The following is a 17,681-nucleotide window of genomic DNA, read 5'->3' on the forward strand; positions in this document are numbered from 1 at the left end:
GCGGGGGCCCTGGGCGGGCGGTGGGGGGTGGAAGTATGTCGCGAAGCTGCCTGGGCGTTGGGCGGGGGCGTTGGCCCGGGGCTTCGGTGGGCCGGTGTCTTTGATGGTTGCCGGGGCCGCCCGGTTTTTTGCGGAGTGTGGCGGTTCCGGGCCGGGAGTAAAGGGCGCCCTTCGGGCGTCGGCTACGCCGATTCCGCTGCGCTCCACCCTTGACTCCCGTCCCTCCACCGCACGTTGACTTTGACCCGGACGGCCAGGGTGGGGCGGCGGGCTGGTCTAGGAGGGTCATCACCTTTCGCTGCCGGGTGCGGTCCGGCCCATCGTGGGCAGGGGCCCCGGTTTGCGCCTCGGTCAGCCGCGCGGCCTCGCCGCTCGGGCCATCCCCCTTCATCGCCGGGTGCGGACCGGCCCATCGTGGGCGGATGCCCCGGTTCGCGACTCGGTCAGCCGCACGGTCCATCGAGTCACGTCTCCGGGGGGTACCGGGTATCAACTTTTTGAAAGTTGCGAATGGTGTCGCCGTGCGCCCCCAGGTCACGCCCCGCACGCCCCCGCAGACACCACCCAACACGAGGTTCTAGCCCAGCGGGCTCGCACAACTGACGGCGCATTGAGCATGACGGGGGCGCGCGGCACACCCCTTCGCAACTTTCAAAAAGTTGATGACCCGGAGCCCAGGGTGCCAGTGACTTGCGGCCGCGCACGGCGCCCGGCGACCGGCGCATCCGCCATAACGGGGGGCGCGCGGCAGGTCCCTTCGCAACTTTCAAAAAGTTGATGACCCATACCCTCTCCCTCCCGAGTGGAGGGGCCGTGGTCCGGGCCGGGTGCCTGCCGGCGCACCGACCGTGGCACCTGCCCACGATGGACCGATCCGCACCCGGCCGCGAAAGCCGATGACCCGAGCGGCTGGGCCGCGCGGCTGGCCGAGCCGCGACCGTGGCATCCGCCCACGATGGGCCAGTCCGCACCCGGCAGCGAAAGGTGATGACCCGAGCAGAGGATCCCGTCGGCCCCACCCCTGGCCGTCCGGGTCAAAGTCTGCGTGCGGTGGAGGGACGGGAGTCAAGGGTGGAGCGGAGCGGAATCGGCGTAGCCGACGCCCGTAGGGCGCCCTTTACTCCCGGCCCGGAACCGCCACACTTCGCAAAAAGCCGGGCGGCCCCGGTAACCGTCAACGCCCCCGGCCCACCGAAGTTCCCGGCTTGATGTGCTGCACGAATGCGGCCCAACTCCCGGCGCGGAAGGTGAGGTGGGGCCCGTCCAGGTTCTTGGAGTCACGGACAGGGACGAATTCTGGGTACCCGTCCGCGACTTCGAGGCAGTCGCCACCACTGCCGCCGCTGTGCGTGGACTTGCGCCACCGGGCGACCTCAACGCAGTTGCCGCCGTCTCCGGCGCTGTAGCTGGACTTGTGCCAAGTCGCCGTCGTCAGGTCATGCTCAGGAATGGTCCTCATGGGCGTAATCCTCCGCCACTGATTCGATCAGGGCCAGGGATTCTTGTGGTGACAGTGCGCTGGCCCCTACCAAATCGTAAGTCCATGCGTGCCGAGCGACGGTGGCTGGATCATCTTCCAGCCGCCCGATGCCGAGTCCATCGACGAAGGCGAGCGGGGGTGCGTCAGGGAACTCCATCAGCTTCAGCGTGCCGCCCAGAGACATGTGGGCCCCTGCTGTGAACGGGAGGACCTGCACAATGATCCGGCACCTCCGGGCCAGTGTCGCTACGTGATGCAACGCCTCAGCCATCACTTTCCCGCCGCCGATCCGTCGGCGCAGCACAGCCTCGTCAAGGACGGTCCACAACAATGGCGTTGTTGGTTCGTCCAGGAGGCGAGCGCGTTCCAGTCGGGCCACCACCAGCTCGTCGATCACGTCTTCTGTTGCCGTCGGCTGGTACGCGCGGAAGACCGCACGCGCGTAACTCTGGGTTTGCAGCATGCCGGGGATCAACAGCGGCGCATACTCCCTGATGGTCGTCGCCACAGCCTCCGCTTCCGCCGCCTCCGCGAAGTGATCGGGGTACTTGGACTTCGCCAGGGCGCCGCAATTGCGCGCGAAGAAGCCCCCCATCTCCAGGACGGAGTCGAAGTGCTGCGCGTACTCCAGGTGCATGCGGCGCGTACCGGCCTCCAGCTGTCCGATGAACGAACCGCTCACGAAGAGCGGCGTGCCCAGCGCTTCCTGGCTGAGGCCGACCCGTTCGCGGGCGTGGCGCAGCTCCGCGCCGAGGAGGGCCCGTGGGTTGGAGGAGGGGTCGAGGTCTTTGGGGCGGGTCATGGGCAACTTCTCCATGAACATGGGGGGTTGTTGAGTTTTCTGCGTTGTTCAGCGTACGCAGACTCGGACACGCTGGGTGAGGAAAAGGCAACACTCGGTGGGAGAGGCAGAGGCGATGGCGCTGACGGCGGAGGAACGGATGCGGGCGGCGGAGGAGGCCGTACGGCAGGTGAAGGCGGCACTGACAGGCGTGGGGGTCACGTTGCCGTCGCTGCGGGTGGACCCGCTGAGCGTGACGGAGGGTGCGCTGCCGCTCGTGGAGTTGGGGCGCTGCAATCTCGACACGGCACTGCGGCTGGCGGCGGTACTGGAGGAGGCGCGGTGAACGAGGATCCCTGTGTGCCGGAGACGGGGACGTTCGCCGTCGACTTCCGGGACGGGAGTGTCGGTCAGGTGATGGGCTGCGAGGGAGGGCTCGTGCAGCTGAGGCCGATCGGGGGCGGCCGGGAGTGGGACTGTCCGCCGGCGTCGGTGGGGGAGGCGCAGCCGGTGGAGGTGTTGCGGGAGCGGGTGAGGCAGGTCAACCGGGAGGGGCGGATGCCGTGAGACCGAAGAGGTCAGGTCCGCCGGATGGCGCCCGGTGGACCTGACCTCTTCTTACGCTTCTTACGCGGAGCGGGCCCGCGCCCGCCCGGGCGGAGGCGTCAGCCGGGCCGCTTGGCCATGACGACGACGCCGGGCCCGGTCTGCTCGTCCGCGGGGAGCCGGAGCTCGGCGACGGGGCGCAGTCCGGCCCGCTCGATCAGGGCGGTGAGCTGGTCCGGCTGCCACTTGTGCGTCGTCCAGCGGACGGGCACGTCCCCGTACGCCTCGGTGCGCTGGAAGTCCTCGTCGCCGACGTGTGTCGCGGCGATGAAGTGTCCGCCCGGCCGCAGCGCGCGCGTGAACATGGCGAGGACCTGCGGGAGGACGTCGCGGGGGAGGTTGAAGAGGGACCACCAGCCGAGGACGCCGCCGAGGGACGCCTCTTCGAGGTCGAGCTCGGTGGCGGAGGCGACGCTGAAGCGGCACTGCGGGTGGAGGCGGCGGGCGTTCTCGATCATGCGGGGGGAGAGGTCCACGCCGGAGACGTCGAGTCCGCGCTCGGCGAGGTAGGCGGTGACCTGGCCGGGTCCGCAGCCGACGTCGAGGACGGGTCCGTGCCCGGCCACGCTGTCGGCGAAGGCGTCCATCGATGCCTTGAGCCAGGGGTGGCGGCGGATGTCGGCCATTCCCGTGGTCTGCATCAGGTGGACGTAGGCGTCGGCAACGCGGTCGTAGGACTGGCGGACATCGTCGAGATCGGCCGGGCGGTCGATGGAGTGTGCGTGCATCCGCCAACCTTAGGGCTGGGGTGCGGTGTTGGTCAGAGTGTCGCCGTGTCGCTGCCCGGCGGGACGGGCTCCAATCCGCCTAGCTGGTGCGGGCGTTGTCGAGGGCCGCGCGGAGGTGGCCGTCGGAGGAGGCGAGCAGGCCGGCGGCGGTGGGGCCGTCGACCCGGCCGAGGATCGTGAGGATGGCGTTCTTCACCTCCCCGTCGGTCGCGGCGAGGGCGGCCTCGATCTCGTCGTCCCCGGCACCGGTGGCGAGGGCGACGATGCGGCGGGAGCGGGCGCGCAGCTTCTCGTTGGACGCGCGCACGTCCACCATCAGGTTTCCGTACGTCTTGCCGAGGCGGATCATCGTGATCGTCGACAGCATGTTGAGGACGAGCTTCTGGGCCGTGCCCGCCTTGAGGCGGGTGGAGCCGGTGAGGAGCTCGGGGCCGACGACGACCTCGATGCCGTGCTCGGCGGCGGCCGCGAGCGCGCTGTCCGCGTTGCAGGAGAGGCCGATGGTGAGCGCGCCGTGGCGTTCCCTCGCGTGTTCGACGGCGCCGATCGCGTACGGGGTGCGGCCCGAGGCGGAGACGCCGACGACGACGTCGTCCGCCGTGAGGTTCAGGGCGTCCAGGTCCTCGGCGGCGAGTACCTTGCTGTCCTCCGCGCCCTCGACCGCCGTGACCATGGCGCTCGGACCGCCCGCGATGAGGCCGACGACCTCGCCCGGGTCGGTGTTGAAGGTGGGCGGGCACTCGGAGGCGTCGAGCACGCCGAGCCGCCCGGCGGTGCCCGCGCCCGCGTAGATCAGGCGGCCGCCGCGGGCCATGCGCTCGGCGGTGCCGTCGATGGCGGCGGCGATGGCGGGGAGCTGCTCGGCGACGGCCGCGGGGACGGTGGCGTCCTCGCCGTTCATGATCCGCGCGATCTCCCGCGTGGGCAGCCGGTCGATCTCGGAGAGCTCGGGCCGGAACGCCTCGGTGGTGAGGGTGGCGAGCTGGGCGCGGAGCTCGCCGTAGGTGTCGTCGTCCCGCCGGGAGGGGGTGGCGTCGGCGGCGCCGGTGGTGGAGGTCATGGCGTCTGCGGCTCTTTCGTGTCCGGTGCGGTGTGAGGGGTGGCGAGGGTGCACGGCCGGGGTTGACTCAGCGGCTGCTGTTGTTGCCGCCGCGTGGGCGGTGGCGGTGCGCGAGGGCCTCGTAGGACGCGGCGAGCGCGGGCGCCGCCGTCTCGTACGTCCGCTGCGCGACGCCCACGAACAGGCAGTCCACGACGAGGAGTTGACTCGTACGGGACGACATCGCGGCCGGCCTCAGCTCGCTCTCGCGGGCCGTGGACGTGGTCAGGATGTGATCCGCGTACTGGGAGACGGCCGCGGTGGGCCGCCCGGTGATGGCGATCGTGGTGGCGCCGTGCTCGAAGGCGACCCGGAGGGGTTCGATCACGTCGCCCGTCGAACCGGAGTGGCTGATCGCGATCGCCACGTCCTTGGCGCGCAGCGTCACCGCGTTGGTGACGGCCAGGTGCGGGTCGGAGTGCGCGTGCGCGATGTGCCCGATGCGGAGCAGCTTCTGCGCGAGGTCCTGGGCGACGAGCCCCGAGGCGGCGACGCCGTAGATCTCCACGCGGCGGGCGGTGGCGAGCGCGGCGACGGCGGCGCCGAGCTGCACGGTGTCGAGCCCGGCCGCGGTGTCGGCGAGGGTCTGCTGCTCGTCGTACGCGAGCTTAGCCACGACGTCGGAGAGGGGGTCGTCGACCGCTATGTCCGCGGTCACGGCCGGCGCGCGCCCCGACTGCTGCTGGGCGGCGAGCCCGGCGAGGGCGAGGCGCAGGTCGCGGTAGCCGGGATAGCCGAGGAGGCGGGCGGTGCGCACGACCGTCGCCTCGCTGGTGCCGGTGAGCTCGGCGAGGCCGGTGACCGTGAGGGCGGCGCAGCCGGCGGGGTCGCCCGCGACGGCCTCGGCGACGCGCTGCAGGGAGCGGGTCATCGACGGCGCCAGGGTCCGCACCTTGGCCGCGAGGGCTGCGGGGGCGGGGGGAGCGGCGTCCGCGAAAATTTCCTTCACGCTGTTGGTCACCTCTGAAAGATATTTTCGGACCGGTGGCCGGTCAAGACCCCCTCCACCCTGGACCGGGCCGGGACCCCCGGCCCCCGCCCGTACCTGTTCGCGGCCTGTTCGCGGTTGTCGCGCACGGGGTGACAATGGGGTGCATGGACACGATCGACCCCTTGGAGCAGGCGTTGCACGCCGCCCGCGCACTCGTCCTCGCCGACCTCGTCGCCCGTGAGGTCGCCGAGGCGGAGGTCGTCTCGATGGTCGAGGAGGCGGTGGCGCACCGCCGCTGGTGGGTCGAGCAGTGGCCGGAAGGCATCGAGTACGTGGCGGGGCTCGTCGCGCAGGACGTCCAGGACTCGCTCCTGGAACGGTACGGACGGTGGCCGCTCTGCCCCGTCTGCGGTTCCGGTGACCCCCACGCGCTGGACGTGGAGCCGGAGTTGGGCCCCGACCCGCACTGGGTCTGCGGCAAGGCGGGCGTGGTGGTGGCCCCGGTGGGGGGTCTGACGGCATGACGGTCTACATAGACCCACCGACCTGGCCCGGCCACGGCCGCATGTGGTCCCACCTGGTCAGCGACGTCTCGTTCGAGGAACTCCACGCGTTCGCCGCATCGGTCGGCTGCCCGCGCCGCGCCTTCGAGCGGGACCACTACGACGTGCCGTCGGAGCGCTACGAGGACGCGGTGCGGGCGGGCGCGGTGGAGATCGGCTCGAAGGAACTGGTGCGGAGGATCACGGGGGCGGGGTTGCGCAGGCCCAAGGGGCGGCCGGCGCAACCCTAGGCCCTGTCGTCAAACTCGCGTCTGCCTCGCGACGCCTGGCACGCACGCTCGCCGCGTTGTCGGGCTCATCCCGGTACGCCCAGTACCGGGATGACCCTCCGCCTTGCGATCGCACGCACCAGACGCCGCGAGGCCGCCCTCCGGGCGAACGACGCGAGTTTGACGACAGGGCCTAGTTCCAGGAGGGGCTTTTGGCGGTGTCCTCGGCCAGGTCGGCGGCGGGGGCCGCGGAGGACGCCGTGACCAGGCGGGTCGGCGATGCGGTCGAGCGGTGCAGGCGCAGGGAGACCGTCACCGCCACGATCGCCACCGACGTCATCGCCGCCCCCGCCCACGCCGTCGCCTCGTACCCGAGCTTCAGGTCGATCACCGTGCCGCCCAGCCAGGGGCCACCCGTGTTGCCGAGGTTGAACGCCGCCGTCGTCGTCGCGCCCGCGAGGGTGGGGGCGGCGCCAGCGACGTTGAACATGCGGGCGTTCAGGGCCGGGGCCGTGTAGAACGCCGAGAGGCCGAGGAGGAAGGAGAGCGTGATCGCCGCGGCGGGTGTCGCGGCGAACAGGGCCAGCGCGACCAGGAAGACCGTGGACGCCGCGATGCCGCTCAGGAGGACGCCGAAGAGGTGGGCGTCGGCAACGCGGCCGCCGATCGTCGTGCCGACGAGGGCGCCCGCGCCGAAGAGGCCGAGGACGCTCGGGACCCAGCCCTCGGAGAGGCCCGCCACGTCCGTGAGGAGCGGGGAGAGGTACGAGAACGCGCAGAACACGCCGCCCGCGGCGAGCGCCGTGACGCCGATCGACAGCCAGACCTGGCGGTCCCCGTAGATCGACAGCTCCTTCTTCAGCCGGGGCTTCTCCGCGGGGAGCGGGATACGGGGGATGAGGGTGAGGACGCCGACGAGGGCGACGGCGGAGGCGGCTCCCACGGCCCAGAAGGCCGAGCGCCAGCCGAGGTTCTCGCCGAGGAACGCACCCGCGGGGACGCCGAGCACGTTCGCGATCGAGAGGCCGCCGATCATCACGGCCATGGCGCGGGCCCGCTGGTTGAACTCCACCATCGCGATGGCCACGGCGGCGCCCACCGCCCAGAACCCGGCGCAGGCGAGCGCGCTGACGACGCGGGACGCGAAGAGGATCTCGTACGTGGGCGCGAGGGCACCGGCGACCTGGCCGAGGCCGAAGACGGTGATGAGCGTGATAAGGGTGGTGCGGCGGGGCAGGCGCAGGGTCGCCACGGCGAGGAGCGGGGCGCCGATGACCATGCCGATGGCGAAGGCGGAGATGAGAAGGCCCGCGCGGGGAATGGAGACGTTCATGTCGTCGGCGATCGGCGGGAGGAGCCCGGAGAGCATGAACTCACTGGTACCGAGGGCGAAGACGGCGAGGCCGAGCATGTAGACGGCTATGGGCATACGGGTGCGGGCGCCGGGCGCGGGGACGGAGGTCGGCATAACAGGAGTAAACGTAAAGGTGGGCCCTGACATTCCTGGTGGGGAGTTGTCGGCGCCCTTGCTCCAGCTGGACGTCGCGGGGCAAACGGGTGGGCGGGTGGGGCAAATCCGCCGCGGAGCGGCGGTCCTGTCCGAGCCCAGCCCCGGCTCAGGCGCGGGACAACCCGTACGCGAGGTGGGGAGCCCGATCCGGGAGGCGGGTGAAGCCCGCCCTCGTGGCCACCGCCTGCGACGCGACGTTCGCGGGGTCGACCACGGCGAGGAGCGAGGTCACCTCGGGCTGCGCGAGGGCCCACTGCGAGAGCGAGCGCAGCGCCTGACTGGCGTAACCGTGGCCGCGCGCCCCCTCGACCAGGTCGTAGCCGACCTCCACGCAGCCGTTGTCGTCGGGCGGCCCGTGGAAGCCCATGCCGCCGAGGGCGAGCTCGTCGGCGGTGCGGACCAGCGCGTACATGCCCCATTCGGGCCGGTACACCCCGGCGGCGTACGCCTTCATCACCATCTCCGCGGCCGTCCGCGTCCCCTCGAAGGGGCTGCCGTCGACCCAGTCGAGGCCTCCCGTGCCGCCCGCCGCGAGGTCCGCCGCGGCCGCGGGGGTCACCTGGCGCAGGGCGAGGGGGCCGGCCGGCAGGGAGGCGGCGTTGTGCCAGCGCCAGCGGGTGAGGCGGGGGCGGCCCGGCAGGGTGCCGCGGCCCGTGGCCCAGAGCAGCGTCGTCCAGGGGGTGCCGCCGGAGGGGGCGGGCGACACGTGCGGGAAGAGGTGGGCGAGGACAGCCTCGCAGAGGGCGGCGGGCGGCTCCGCGTCGGCGTCGAGCGCGCGGGCGATGTCGTACGTGTGGAGCAGGACCTCCGCGACGCCCATGGCCGCGAAGCCGGCCGCGTCCGCGCTGCCGCAGGGGTAGGGGTGGTACGCGCGCACGCCGCGGGGCGTCGTGCGGACCACCGCCGCCAGGATGCGGCCCGTCGCCTCGATCACCCGGATCGCGCCGTCGGGTCCTGTGCCCTCGTCGAGCACGGTCCCGAAGGGAACGTAGGCGTCGGCGGGCCGGCCGGTCAGCTGGCCCGCGTAGGCGACGAAGTCGCCCGCGATGTGCTCGGCCGTCTTCAGGCAGGTCCAGTCGAGCCCGCCCGCAGGCACGCTCCAGTCGCGGCCCGCCACCCCGCGCAGCACCTTCGCCGCGTGTGCCACGGCCTCGTCGATCCTGTCCCCGCCCATGAGAAGCATGCGGAGAGGGTACGGGAGCGGAGCCCGCTCGGCCGCCGGATTTTCAGGGATCGAGCAGAGCCAGCTCCGTGGCCAGGTTCTCGCGGGCGGGCGCCTCCCAGTGGGACGCACCGTACGGAGTCCTGAACAGGCGCGGCAGCGCGAGGAGTTGGCGCAGCACGTCCGCCCGGCCCTGGCGGAACGCCTCGTCCGGCACGAAGCCGTACTCCTCGCGGACGGCGGCGGCGTAGGCGGCGTAGGCGTCCGAGGGGGCGGCCAGGATCGCCAGGTCGGCGTCGCACAGCGCCTCGCCGTTGTGGTCGTCCTCGGCGGGGTCGTGCGTGACGGTGAGGCGGACGAGGCGGGCGACCTCGGCGACCTGCGCCTGCGCCAACCCCGCCTCGGAGAGGGCGCGTTCGGCCAGGCGGGCGGAGCGTTCCTCGTTCTCGGAGCGGTCGGGCGCGTAGACCGCGTCGTGGAACCACGCGGCCAGCCGTACGAGTTCCGGGTCGTCGGCGTGGTCCGCGAGGACGTCGAGGTGGTCGAGGACCGCCGCCAGGTGGGCGGTGGTGTGGTACTTGCGCTGCGGCTCGGACCAGCGGGCCAGGAGCCGGTCCGCGTAGGGCGCGGGGTCGGGGGCGGGGGCGGGATCGGGGGCGCCCCCGCACGCCCGGAGCAGGGTCGCGTGCCAGCGGGCGCGGAGCGCGGCGTGCGGCTCGTCGTCGTGGTCGGCCATGCGGCGACTGTAACCGGTGGGTACGGGGTGGGGGTATACGTGGGTGAGGGGCGCCGTGGCCGGTTCCCCGGGCCGGGGCGTTGCCATGCGCCGTCCCGCACGGTTGGCTTCGGGCCATGACTCATGACGACGAGAGCTACGAACCCGAACGCGCCGCGCGCCTCCTGCGTACGGAGCGGGACGCCCTGATCCCGCTGCTGCGGGCCGCGCCCGACGAGGCGTACGCGATCCGCACCTGCTGTCCCGGCTGGACCGTGCGGCACATGCTCGCGCACTGCGGCTCCGCGCTGATGCGGGTCGTGGAGAGCCGGTTCGAGGAGGGTGTCTACAGCCCGGAGGCCAACGACCGCGACATCGCCGAGCGCGCCGACTGGTCGAACTCTCGCGTGGTGGACGAGCTGGAGCGCGGCATGACGGAGGCCGGTCCCGCGCTCCTCGCGGCCAAGGGGCGGCTCGACGGCGTGGCGCTGGGGGAGTGGGTGCACGCCGGAGACATCCGGGAGGCGTGGGGAGAGCCGGGTGCGTACGGCGGGGACGGCCTGGTGGACGCGCTGGCCCTGCTCGGATGGTTCAGCAGGTCGGACCATGCCGCCGCCGCGCCGCCCCTGCACGCGGACCTCGACGGCAGGGACGAGCCCCTGGTCCTCGGCGCCCCCGACGGCAAGCGGCCGCCGGCCCGCTACATCGGCGACGCGCCGACCCTGGTCAGGCTCTGCACGGGACGGCCGCTGACGGGTACGCGGTACGAGCTCGCGGGCGCCGCGGAAAAGGAGTTGGCATTGTTCGGGTGACGTGGATCATGGGGGGATGTCATCAGAACCCGCTGCCTCCGCCGGACGCCTCGTACCCGCCGATCCCGACGTGGTCCATCCGATGCCCGGCCAGCCGCGCGTGGTGCTGCTCAAGCCGCTCGTGACCTCGCCGCTGATCGAGGTGGGGGACTTCTCGTACTACGACGACCCCGATGACCCGACCGCCTTCGAGACGCGCAACGTGCTCTACCACTACGGGCCCGAGCGGCTGGTCATCGGGAAGTTCTGTGCCCTTGGCGAGGGCGTGCGGTTCATCATGAACGGCGCCAACCACCGGATGGACGGTCCTTCGACGTTCCCCTTCCCGATCATGGGCGGGTCCTGGAGCGACCACTTCGACCTGATCAGCGGGTTGCCGGGGCGCGGTGACACCGTCGTCGGCAATGACGTCTGGTTCGGCTACCGCTCGACCGTCATGCCGGGCGTCCGCATCGGGCACGGCGCCGTCATCGCGTCGGGCGCCGTCGTCGTCGACGACGTGCCGGACTACGGCATCGTCGGCGGCAACCCGGCGAAGCTGATCCGGCGCCGCTTCGGCGACGAGGACGTCGCCCGGCTGCTCGAACTCGCCTGGTGGGACTGGCCCGTCGAGCATCTGACGCAGCACATCCGGGCCGTCATGTCGGGCAGCGTCGACGAGTTGGCGGCGGCCGCGCCCACCGGCGAGGGGGCCCCGGAGGGGGACTGACCTCCGGGAATCCTCGTACATCCGATGTGGCCACCGGTCAGTGCCGGTGGCCGTCGGGTGTGGCGGGGGCCGGGTGCCCGCCGCCGTGTGTGCTGTGTTCGCTGTGCCGGACGGCCGGCGGCTTGTCCGTGACGGGGTCGATGTTCTTGCCCACCCCGTACGCGGTGCCGAAGGCCGCGGCGACGGCGGTGGCGAATGCGGCGATCTTCAGGCCGGTGTTCATGACGGCTCCTTGAGTGATTCCGGGTGGTCCCCGGGGGTTCCCGAGGGTTCTCCGGGGGCCCGAGTAGTGGTCCCAATGGCTTCCGAACATACCCCCCGGGGGTATGAAGTCAAGTCGATTGCCCAAGTCGGCTCCGAGGGTTGCGGTTGATACCCCCTGGGGGTATATATGGATCTCGTCAGCGATACCTGCCCCGGGTATCGGAGATCTTCCGTACAGGAGTGCCCCATGGCCGCGCCCACCACCACTCCCGGCGCCCCGGGAACCGCCCCCGGAACCGCGCCCGCCGCAGAGGTCGAGCTCGCCATCGGCGGCATGACCTGCGCGTCCTGCGCGGCCCGTATCGAGAAGAAGCTCAACCGCATGGACGGCGTCGAGGCGACCGTCAACTACGCCACCGAGAAGGCCAAGGTCAGCTACCGCGGCGAGGACGTCTCGGTGGGGGACCTGATCGCCACGGTCGAGGCCACCGGGTACACCGCCCGGGAGCCCGCCCCCGTGCGTGCCGCGCCGGACGCCGGGGGCGGGGGCAGGGGCGGGGGCGGCGGCGAGGAACCGCCCGAAAGCGATGAACTGCGGCCGCTGCGCCAGCGGCTGACCGCCGCCGTCCTGCTCTCCGTGCCGGTGATCGCGATGGCGATGGCCCCGGCCCTGCAGTTCGAGTACTGGCAGTGGCTGTCGCTCACGCTGGCCGCGCCCGTCGTCACGTACGCGGCCTGGCCCTTCCACAAGGCCGCGTTCACCAACGCCCGGCACGGCGCGGCCACCATGGACACCCTGATCTCGGTCGGTACGTCGGCGGCGTTCCTCTGGTCGCTGTGGGCGCTGTTCTTCGGCACCGCGGGCACGCCCGGCATGACCCACCCCTTCGAGCTGACCATCGCCAGGAGCGACGGCGCGGGGAACATCTACCTGGAGGCCGCGGCCGGTGTCACCGCCTTCATCCTCGCCGGGCGGTACTTCGAGGCCCGCTCCAAGAGGAAGGCGGGCGCCGCGCTCAGGGCGCTGCTCCAGCTCGGCGCGAAGGACGTCACCGTGCTGCGGGAGGGCGGGCGCGAAGAGACCGTACCCGTAGGGGAGCTGGCGGTCGGCGACCGTTTCCTCGTGCGGCCCGGCGAGAAGATCGCCACGGACGGCAGGGTCGTCGAGGGCTCCTCGGCCGTGGACGCCGCCCTGCTCACCGGCGAGTCCGTGCCCGTCGAGGTCGCGGAGGGCGACCCGGTCACCGGCGCCACCCTCAACGCCGGCGGACGCCTCGTCGTCGAGGCCACCCGCGTCGGCGCCGACACCCAGCTCGCCCGCATGGCCAAGCTCGTCGAGGACGCGCAGAACGGCAAGGCCGCCGCCCAGCGCCTCGCCGACCGGATCTCCGCGGTGTTCGTGCCGGTCGTCATCGGCCTCGCGCTCGCCACCCTCGGCTTCTGGCTCGGCAACGGCGCCGGACTGACCGCCGCCTTCACCGCCGCGGTCGCCGTACTGATCATCGCCTGCCCGTGCGCCCTGGGCCTCGCCACCCCGACCGCCCTCATGGTCGGCACCGGCCGCGGCGCCCAGCTCGGCATCCTCATCAAGGGCCCGGAGGTCCTGGAGAACACCCGCAAGGCCGACACCGTCGTCCTGGACAAGACCGGCACCGTCACCACCGGCAGGATGACGCTGCTCGCCACCCACACCACGCCGGGCACCTCCGTCTCCGACGTCCTGCGCCTGGCCGGCGCCCTGGAGCACTCCTCGGAGCACCCCATCGCGCAGGCCGTCGCCGCCGGCGCCGCCGCAGAGGTGGGCGAGCTGCCCGTCCCCGAGGACTTCGCCAACGTCGCGGGCCTCGGCGTCCAGGGCATCGTCGAGGGCCACGCGGTCCTGGTCGGCCGCGAGCGGCTCCTCGCCGAGTGGGCGATGCGCCTGCCCGTCGACCTTGAGCGCGCGAAGGCGGCGGCCGAGGCGGCAGGGCGTACGGCCGTCGCGGTCGCCTGGGACGGCGAGGCCCGCGCGGTCCTGGAGGTCGCCGACGCGGTCAAGGACACCAGTGCCGAGGCCATCGAACGGCTGCGCGCGCTCGGCCTGACGCCCATCCTGCTGACCGGCGACAACAAGGCTGTCGCCGCGTCGGTGGCCGCCGAGGTCGGCATCGCCCCCGAGAACGTGATCGCCGAGGTCATGCCCCAGGACAAGGTCGACGTGGTCAAGCGGCTGCAGGCCGAGGGGCGCGTCGTGGCCATGGTCGGCGACGGTGTCAACGACGCGGCGGCGCTGGCCCGGGCCGACCTGGGCCTGGCGATGGGCACGGGCACGGACGCCGCGATCGAGGCGGGCGACCTGACGCTCGTACGGGGCGACCTGCGCGCCGCGGCGGACGCGATCCGGCTCTCCCGCCGCACCCTCGGCACGATCAGGTCGAACCTGTTCTGGGCCTTCGCCTACAACGTGGGCGCCCTGCCGCTGGCCGCGGCCGGTCTGCTCAATCCGATGATCGCGGGCGCGGCGATGGCCTTCTCCTCGGTCTTCGTGGTCGGCAACAGCCTGCGGCTGCGGGGGTTCAAGCCGCTGGCCTGACTGGCCCGACGTGTTCTCCCCCGCCTTTCCCCCACCCCGGTGCGAGCGTCTCGGCTCGCGCCGGGGTGTTCTGCGCGTAGGCTGGTAATTGGACTAGACCTGTGTGACTGGTATCGCGACCAGAAGGAAGAGACATCCATGAGCAAGCGTGCAGTCCTGGAGGTGATCGCCCTCGACGCCGAGGACGCCGTCGCCGCCCAGGCAGGCGGAGCGGACCGCCTAGAGCTGGTGACCGACATGGCCGCGGACGGCCTCACCCCGTCCCGCGAGACCTTCGCCGGGATCCGCTCCTGCGTCGACATCCCGCTGCGCGTGATGCTCAGGCTCGCCGACGGCTTCGCCGCGGGTGACGTCGACGAACTGGTGCGCCGCGCCCACGAGCTCCGCGGCGAGGGCGCCGACGAGTTCGTGCTCGGCTTCCTCGACGAGTCCGGCGGCCCCGACCTGGCCGCGGTCGAGACACTGGCCGGCGCACTCGACGGCTGCCGCTGGACCTTCCACCGGGCCATCGACCGCGCCGCCGACCGCGACGCCCTGCGCAAGCAGCTCGCGGACCTGCCGGGCCTGGACACCTACCTCACCGCGGGCTCCGCGGCCGGTGTCGACGACGGCCTGCCCACCCTGGTCGCCGAGGCGGCACGGCGCGGCGAACCGGGGTACGAACCGCAGCTCCTCATCGGCGGCGGCCTGCGCCTGGACCACCTGCCCCGGCTGCGGGAAGCGGGCGTCGACGCGTTCCACATCGGCGGGGCCGCCCGCCCCGACGGCTGGTCCGCCCCGGTCTCCGCCGCGGCCGTCGCCCAGTGGCGGGCCGCCCTCGACAGTTGATCATTTCTCCGCGGGACGCGATAGAACTGGGTCGACACGGAGGGGACCTCATGCCGACACCAGCACATCAACCGCGTCCCGCGGAGCGCATCCTCGCAGCCGGGACGCTGCCCGTCGCAGCGCTGCTGCTCACCGGGACCGTCGCGCTCCACATCGCACTCGTCGCGTTCGGGAACATCACCGACTTCGGCACCAACCAGCAGTTCGTACGCCACGTCCTGTCGATGGACACCACGTTCAAGGACAACGGACTGAGATGGCGCGCGGTGGACTCCACCGCCCTGCAGGACGCGGCCTACGTCGGGATCATCGCCTGGGAGACCCTGGCCGCCCTGATACTCGGCGCGGCGACGGTCCTGTGGGCCCGAGCGCTGCGCCGCCCCCAGGGCCTGTCCCGCCCCCACATCCAGCTCCGGGCCCAGCAGGCCGGAACCATCGGCCTGTTGATGATTCTCTTCCTCTTCGGGGTCGGATTCATCGGCATCGGCGGCGAATGGTTCGCCATGTGGCAGTCGGAGGCCTGGAACGGCCTGGACGCCGCCATCCGCATCGTGACGCTCGCGGGCATCGTCCTCGTCGTCACGCACCTGCCGTCCGCCGCGGCGGCGCCGGTCTCCACCACGGCGGACGGTCCCGGAGAAGGCGGCTAGCCGAGCTGCGCGGGCAGTTCGGCCGCGTGCACGACGATCAGCCCCGACACGGCACGGGTCAGCGCCACGTAGAGCCGGCGCAGACCCGTCCGCTCGTCGGGCTCGCCGTCGACGACGGCGGCCGGCTCGTCGAGGACCACATAGTCGTACTCAAGGCCCTTGGCGAGGGACGCGGGCACCAGCGTGAGCCGGGTGTCCGGCGTCGTCTCCTCGCCGGGCGAGAGATACGTGAGGCCGGCCGCGCCCAGCGCCGCGGCGAGCGCCGGAATACGGGCGTCCGCCGCGATCAGGCCGACCGAACCCTCCTGCCGCAGTGACTCCGCACAGGCGTCCAGGCAGGCCGCGTCGAGATCGTCCGTGCGGCGCACCGCGAGCGAGCCGGGCGACTCGCGCACCGAGTCGACCGCCGCGAGGCCCGGCGCGATGTCCGGCAGCAGCCGGGACGCGTACGCGATGACCTCGCGCGGCACACGGAAACCGGCCGTCAGCTCCTCCACGACCGCACCGCCCTTGCCCAGATGCCCCAGAGCCTCGGCCCAACTCCGGGTCGCCCACGGGGTGGTGCCCTGCGCGAGATCGCCGAGGACGGTCGCCGAACCGGTCGTGCAGCGCCGCCCCACCGCGCGGTACTGCATGGGTGAGAGGTCCTGCGCCTCGTCGAGGACGACGTGCCCCAGCGAGTGCGTGCGCGAGACGAGATCGGTCGTCTCGTCGATCAGCACGGCGTCCGCGGCCGACCACTTGGCCGTCTTCACGCTCCGCGGCGGCTTCGCCCACAGGATGGTCCGCTGCTCCTCCTCGCTCAGGATCCCCGCCGCGTGCGCGGCGAGGAAACCGGCGTCGGACAGCAGCCGCAGCACGAGCTTCGCGGGCTCGACGGGCGGCCACACCGCCTTCACGGCCGCCTTGACCGCCGCGTTGCGGGCGACGGCGTCCTGCACCCGGTCGTCCGGGGCCTCGCCCGACTGCTCCATGCGGACCAGCACGGCATGGGCGATGCGCTGCGGCAGGGCGTCCCGCGCGGCGCCGTACCGGATGTCCCGCGCGAGCAACTCCTGCACGATCTCCGCCAGTTCGTACGCGGGGATGCGCCACCTGCGCGATCCGCGGACGACCACGACGGGCTCGGTGGGCAGCGTGACGTGCGAGCGCACCGCCTTGCGCAGCACCTCGGCCATGCGGGCGTCGCCCTTGACGAGGGCGGCCGCCGCGTCGTCGGTGCCGCGCACCTCCACGTGGGCGACGAGGTCGTCGACGGTGGCCTGCTTGACCTCCAGCTCGCCGAGCGCGGGCAGGACCTGCTCGATGTAGTGCAGGAAGGAGGAGTTCGGGCCGATGACGAGCGTGCCGGTGCGGGCGAGCCGCTCCCGGTGCGCGTACAGCAGATAGGCGACCCGGTGCAGGCCGACCGCGGTCTTGCCGGTCCCCGGCCCGCCCTGCACGCACACGCTCCCGCTCAGCCCGCTGCGGACGATCTCGTCCTGCTCCGGCTGGATGGTGGCGACGATGTCCCGCATCGGCCCGACACGCGGCCGCTCGATCTCCTGCTGCAGGAGCTTGCTGGTCTGCTCCGCCTCCGTCGCGTCGCTGAGGTGCTCGTCCTCGTACGCGGTGAGTCCGCCGCCCGTGTAGCCGAAGCGACGGCGCAGCATGATGTCCATCGGGTCCTTCTTCGAGGCCCGGTAGAACGGCTGGGAGACCGGCGCCCGCCAGTCGATGACCATCGGGTCCCCGTCGGCGTCGTGCACGTGCCGCCGCCCGATGTAGAACTGCTCGCCCTCCGCGCCCTCCGCCTGCTCGGCGCCGGGCGCGTGCAGGTAGTCGAGCCGCCCGAAGAAGAGGGGGGTGTGGGCGAGGTCGGCGAGGGACTTGATGCGCTCGTCGAGCTGCCGCTCCAGAACCGCGGCGTTCACCCAGTTCGCGGTGACGTCCCGGATGTCGAGGGCCTCGGCGTCCTCACGCATGGCGCGCAGGGCGGCCCGGGACGCGGCGAGGTGCGCGCGCTCTCTGGCCAGGGGCCCTTCGGAGTCGAGAGGGTCGAGGGGGACGAGAGGGGCGAAGGGGTCGAGCGGGTCCACGGGAGTGCCTCCGGCCGTTCAGCGGTGTCGTCTGTACCGACCGG

General features: G+C 72.5%; 19 protein-coding genes. 9 read left to right on the forward strand and 10 right to left on the reverse strand.

What is annotated here, in order from left to right; genetic code table 11:
- Positions 1-1,174: 1,174 nt before the first annotated feature.
- A complete protein-coding gene (locus tag ACFVYL_RS09710; protein WP_389714173.1) occupies positions 1,175-1,459 on the reverse strand; it encodes a DUF397 domain-containing protein in 285 nt (94 codons plus the stop codon).
- The gene (locus tag ACFVYL_RS09715; RefSeq protein WP_389714364.1) at positions 1,443-2,282 is read right to left on the reverse strand and encodes a helix-turn-helix domain-containing protein; all 840 of its coding nucleotides are present in this window, start codon (positions 2,280-2,282) and stop codon (positions 1,443-1,445) included. Before ACFVYL_RS09715 ends, ACFVYL_RS09710 begins: the two co-directional genes overlap by 17 nt.
- Before the next feature lie 97 nt (positions 2,283-2,379).
- Between ACFVYL_RS09715 and ACFVYL_RS09720 the strand changes: the two genes are divergently transcribed.
- Together ACFVYL_RS09720 and ACFVYL_RS09725 are read left to right on the forward strand one after the other, a co-directional pair.
- Positions 2,380-2,607, forward strand: a complete 228-nt coding sequence (locus tag ACFVYL_RS09720) for a hypothetical protein (RefSeq protein WP_389714175.1) — start codon at positions 2,380-2,382, stop codon at positions 2,605-2,607.
- Positions 2,604-2,828: a hypothetical protein gene (locus ACFVYL_RS09725; protein ID WP_389714176.1), complete on the forward strand. Its 225-nt coding sequence runs from the start codon at positions 2,604-2,606 to the stop codon at positions 2,826-2,828. Before ACFVYL_RS09720 ends, ACFVYL_RS09725 begins: the two co-directional genes overlap by 4 nt.
- 98 nt (positions 2,829-2,926) lie before the next feature.
- On the opposite strand, the gene ACFVYL_RS09730 is transcribed toward ACFVYL_RS09725, so the two are convergent.
- From ACFVYL_RS09730 to ACFVYL_RS09740, 3 genes are all read right to left on the reverse strand, one after another.
- Positions 2,927-3,595, reverse strand: coding sequence for a class I SAM-dependent methyltransferase (locus tag ACFVYL_RS09730; RefSeq protein ID WP_389714178.1), 669 nt, complete (start codon positions 3,593-3,595; stop codon positions 2,927-2,929).
- A 79-nt stretch (positions 3,596-3,674) separates the two neighbouring features.
- On the reverse strand, positions 3,675-4,655 hold the full coding sequence (gene murQ / locus ACFVYL_RS09735) for an N-acetylmuramic acid 6-phosphate etherase (RefSeq protein ID WP_389714179.1): 981 nt from the start codon (positions 4,653-4,655) through the stop codon (positions 3,675-3,677).
- Between the two features lie 67 nt (positions 4,656-4,722).
- Positions 4,723-5,655, reverse strand: a complete 933-nt coding sequence (locus ACFVYL_RS09740) for a MurR/RpiR family transcriptional regulator (protein WP_389714181.1) — start codon at positions 5,653-5,655, stop codon at positions 4,723-4,725.
- A 134-nt stretch (positions 5,656-5,789) separates the two neighbouring features.
- On the opposite strand from ACFVYL_RS09740, the gene ACFVYL_RS09745 reads away from it, so the two are divergent.
- Complete coding sequence (locus ACFVYL_RS09745) at positions 5,790-6,149, forward strand: hypothetical protein (protein ID WP_389714182.1); 360 nt, start codon at positions 5,790-5,792, stop codon at positions 6,147-6,149.
- Complete coding sequence (locus ACFVYL_RS09750; RefSeq protein WP_389714184.1) at positions 6,146-6,418, forward strand: DUF4031 domain-containing protein; 273 nt, start codon at positions 6,146-6,148, stop codon at positions 6,416-6,418. Before ACFVYL_RS09745 ends, ACFVYL_RS09750 begins: the two co-directional genes overlap by 4 nt.
- 172 nt (positions 6,419-6,590) lie before the next feature.
- Here the strand turns inward: ACFVYL_RS09750 and ACFVYL_RS09755 are convergent, their stop codons facing one another.
- The 3 genes from ACFVYL_RS09755 to ACFVYL_RS09765 all read right to left on the reverse strand — a co-directional run bounded on the left by ACFVYL_RS09755 (position 6,591) and on the right by ACFVYL_RS09765 (position 9,805).
- Complete coding sequence (locus ACFVYL_RS09755; protein ID WP_389714366.1) at positions 6,591-7,826, reverse strand: Cmx/CmrA family chloramphenicol efflux MFS transporter; 1,236 nt, start codon at positions 7,824-7,826, stop codon at positions 6,591-6,593.
- A 187-nt stretch (positions 7,827-8,013) separates the two neighbouring features.
- The gene (locus ACFVYL_RS09760) at positions 8,014-9,090 is read right to left on the reverse strand and encodes a GNAT family N-acetyltransferase (RefSeq protein WP_389714185.1); all 1,077 of its coding nucleotides are present in this window, start codon (positions 9,088-9,090) and stop codon (positions 8,014-8,016) included.
- 43 nt (positions 9,091-9,133) lie between these two features.
- Positions 9,134-9,805, reverse strand: coding sequence for a hypothetical protein (locus tag ACFVYL_RS09765; RefSeq protein ID WP_389714187.1), 672 nt, complete (start codon positions 9,803-9,805; stop codon positions 9,134-9,136).
- Positions 9,806-9,921: 116 nt separating this feature from the next.
- Here ACFVYL_RS09765 and ACFVYL_RS09770 point away from each other — a divergent pair, with 116 nt between their 5' ends.
- A complete protein-coding gene (locus ACFVYL_RS09770; RefSeq protein WP_389714189.1) occupies positions 9,922-10,596 on the forward strand; it encodes a maleylpyruvate isomerase family mycothiol-dependent enzyme in 675 nt (224 codons plus the stop codon).
- Between the two features lie 16 nt (positions 10,597-10,612).
- Complete coding sequence (locus tag ACFVYL_RS09775) at positions 10,613-11,305, forward strand: CatB-related O-acetyltransferase (RefSeq protein ID WP_389714191.1); 693 nt, start codon at positions 10,613-10,615, stop codon at positions 11,303-11,305.
- Between the two features lie 37 nt (positions 11,306-11,342).
- Here the strand turns inward: ACFVYL_RS09775 and ACFVYL_RS09780 are convergent, their stop codons facing one another.
- Positions 11,343-11,528 (reverse strand): hypothetical protein, encoded by a 186-nt coding sequence (locus ACFVYL_RS09780; RefSeq protein WP_389714192.1) that lies wholly within the window; start codon positions 11,526-11,528, stop codon positions 11,343-11,345.
- Positions 11,529-11,756: 228 nt separating this feature from the next.
- On the opposite strand from ACFVYL_RS09780, the gene ACFVYL_RS09785 reads away from it, so the two are divergent.
- The 3 genes from ACFVYL_RS09785 to ACFVYL_RS09795 all read left to right on the forward strand — a co-directional run bounded on the left by ACFVYL_RS09785 (position 11,757) and on the right by ACFVYL_RS09795 (position 15,559).
- Positions 11,757-14,081, forward strand: a complete 2,325-nt coding sequence (locus tag ACFVYL_RS09785; RefSeq protein ID WP_389714194.1) for a heavy metal translocating P-type ATPase — start codon at positions 11,757-11,759, stop codon at positions 14,079-14,081.
- 138 nt (positions 14,082-14,219) lie between these two features.
- Positions 14,220-14,909 (forward strand): copper homeostasis protein CutC, encoded by a 690-nt coding sequence (locus ACFVYL_RS09790; RefSeq protein ID WP_389714196.1) that lies wholly within the window; start codon positions 14,220-14,222, stop codon positions 14,907-14,909.
- Positions 14,910-14,959: 50 nt separating this feature from the next.
- Positions 14,960-15,559: a DUF2165 domain-containing protein gene (locus tag ACFVYL_RS09795; protein ID WP_389714197.1), complete on the forward strand. Its 600-nt coding sequence runs from the start codon at positions 14,960-14,962 to the stop codon at positions 15,557-15,559.
- Here the strand turns inward: ACFVYL_RS09795 and ACFVYL_RS09800 are convergent.
- Positions 15,556-17,637, reverse strand: a complete 2,082-nt coding sequence (locus ACFVYL_RS09800) for a HelD family protein (protein WP_389714199.1) — start codon at positions 17,635-17,637, stop codon at positions 15,556-15,558. The genes ACFVYL_RS09795 and ACFVYL_RS09800 overlap by 4 nt on opposite strands.
- Positions 17,638-17,681: the final 44 nt, after the last annotated feature.

The sequence above is a fragment of the Streptomyces sp. NPDC058308 genome, assembly GCF_042880275.1.
Taxonomy (GTDB): Bacteria; Actinomycetota; Actinomycetes; order Streptomycetales; family Streptomycetaceae; genus Streptomyces.

Excerpts from the sequence above, each read along its gene's own strand:
- ACFVYL_RS09730 (WP_389714178.1), bottom strand. The coding sequence starts at position 3,595 with ATGCACGCACACTCCATCGACCGCCCGGCCGATCTCGACGATGTCCGC.
- ACFVYL_RS09765 (WP_389714187.1), bottom strand. The coding sequence starts at position 9,805 with ATGGCCGACCACGACGACGAGCCGCACGCCGCGCTCCGCGCCCGCTGG.
- murQ (WP_389714179.1), bottom strand. The coding sequence starts at position 4,655 with ATGACCTCCACCACCGGCGCCGCCGACGCCACCCCCTCCCGGCGGGAC.
- ACFVYL_RS09785 (WP_389714194.1), top strand. The coding sequence starts at position 11,757 with ATGGCCGCGCCCACCACCACTCCCGGCGCCCCGGGAACCGCCCCCGGA.
- ACFVYL_RS09745 (WP_389714182.1), top strand. The coding sequence starts at position 5,790 with ATGGACACGATCGACCCCTTGGAGCAGGCGTTGCACGCCGCCCGCGCA.
- ACFVYL_RS09750 (WP_389714184.1), top strand. The coding sequence starts at position 6,146 with ATGACGGTCTACATAGACCCACCGACCTGGCCCGGCCACGGCCGCATG.
- ACFVYL_RS09795 (WP_389714197.1), top strand. The coding sequence starts at position 14,960 with ATGCCGACACCAGCACATCAACCGCGTCCCGCGGAGCGCATCCTCGCA.
- ACFVYL_RS09755 (WP_389714366.1), bottom strand. The coding sequence starts at position 7,826 with ATGCCCATAGCCGTCTACATGCTCGGCCTCGCCGTCTTCGCCCTCGGT.
- ACFVYL_RS09790 (WP_389714196.1), top strand. The coding sequence starts at position 14,220 with ATGAGCAAGCGTGCAGTCCTGGAGGTGATCGCCCTCGACGCCGAGGAC.
- ACFVYL_RS09770 (WP_389714189.1), top strand. The coding sequence starts at position 9,922 with ATGACTCATGACGACGAGAGCTACGAACCCGAACGCGCCGCGCGCCTC.
- ACFVYL_RS09775 (WP_389714191.1), top strand. The coding sequence starts at position 10,613 with ATGTCATCAGAACCCGCTGCCTCCGCCGGACGCCTCGTACCCGCCGAT.
- ACFVYL_RS09760 (WP_389714185.1), bottom strand. The coding sequence starts at position 9,090 with ATGCTTCTCATGGGCGGGGACAGGATCGACGAGGCCGTGGCACACGCG.
- ACFVYL_RS09710 (WP_389714173.1), bottom strand. The coding sequence starts at position 1,459 with ATGAGGACCATTCCTGAGCATGACCTGACGACGGCGACTTGGCACAAG.
- ACFVYL_RS09715 (WP_389714364.1), bottom strand. The coding sequence starts at position 2,282 with ATGACCCGCCCCAAAGACCTCGACCCCTCCTCCAACCCACGGGCCCTC.
- ACFVYL_RS09780 (WP_389714192.1), bottom strand. The coding sequence starts at position 11,528 with ATGAACACCGGCCTGAAGATCGCCGCATTCGCCACCGCCGTCGCCGCG.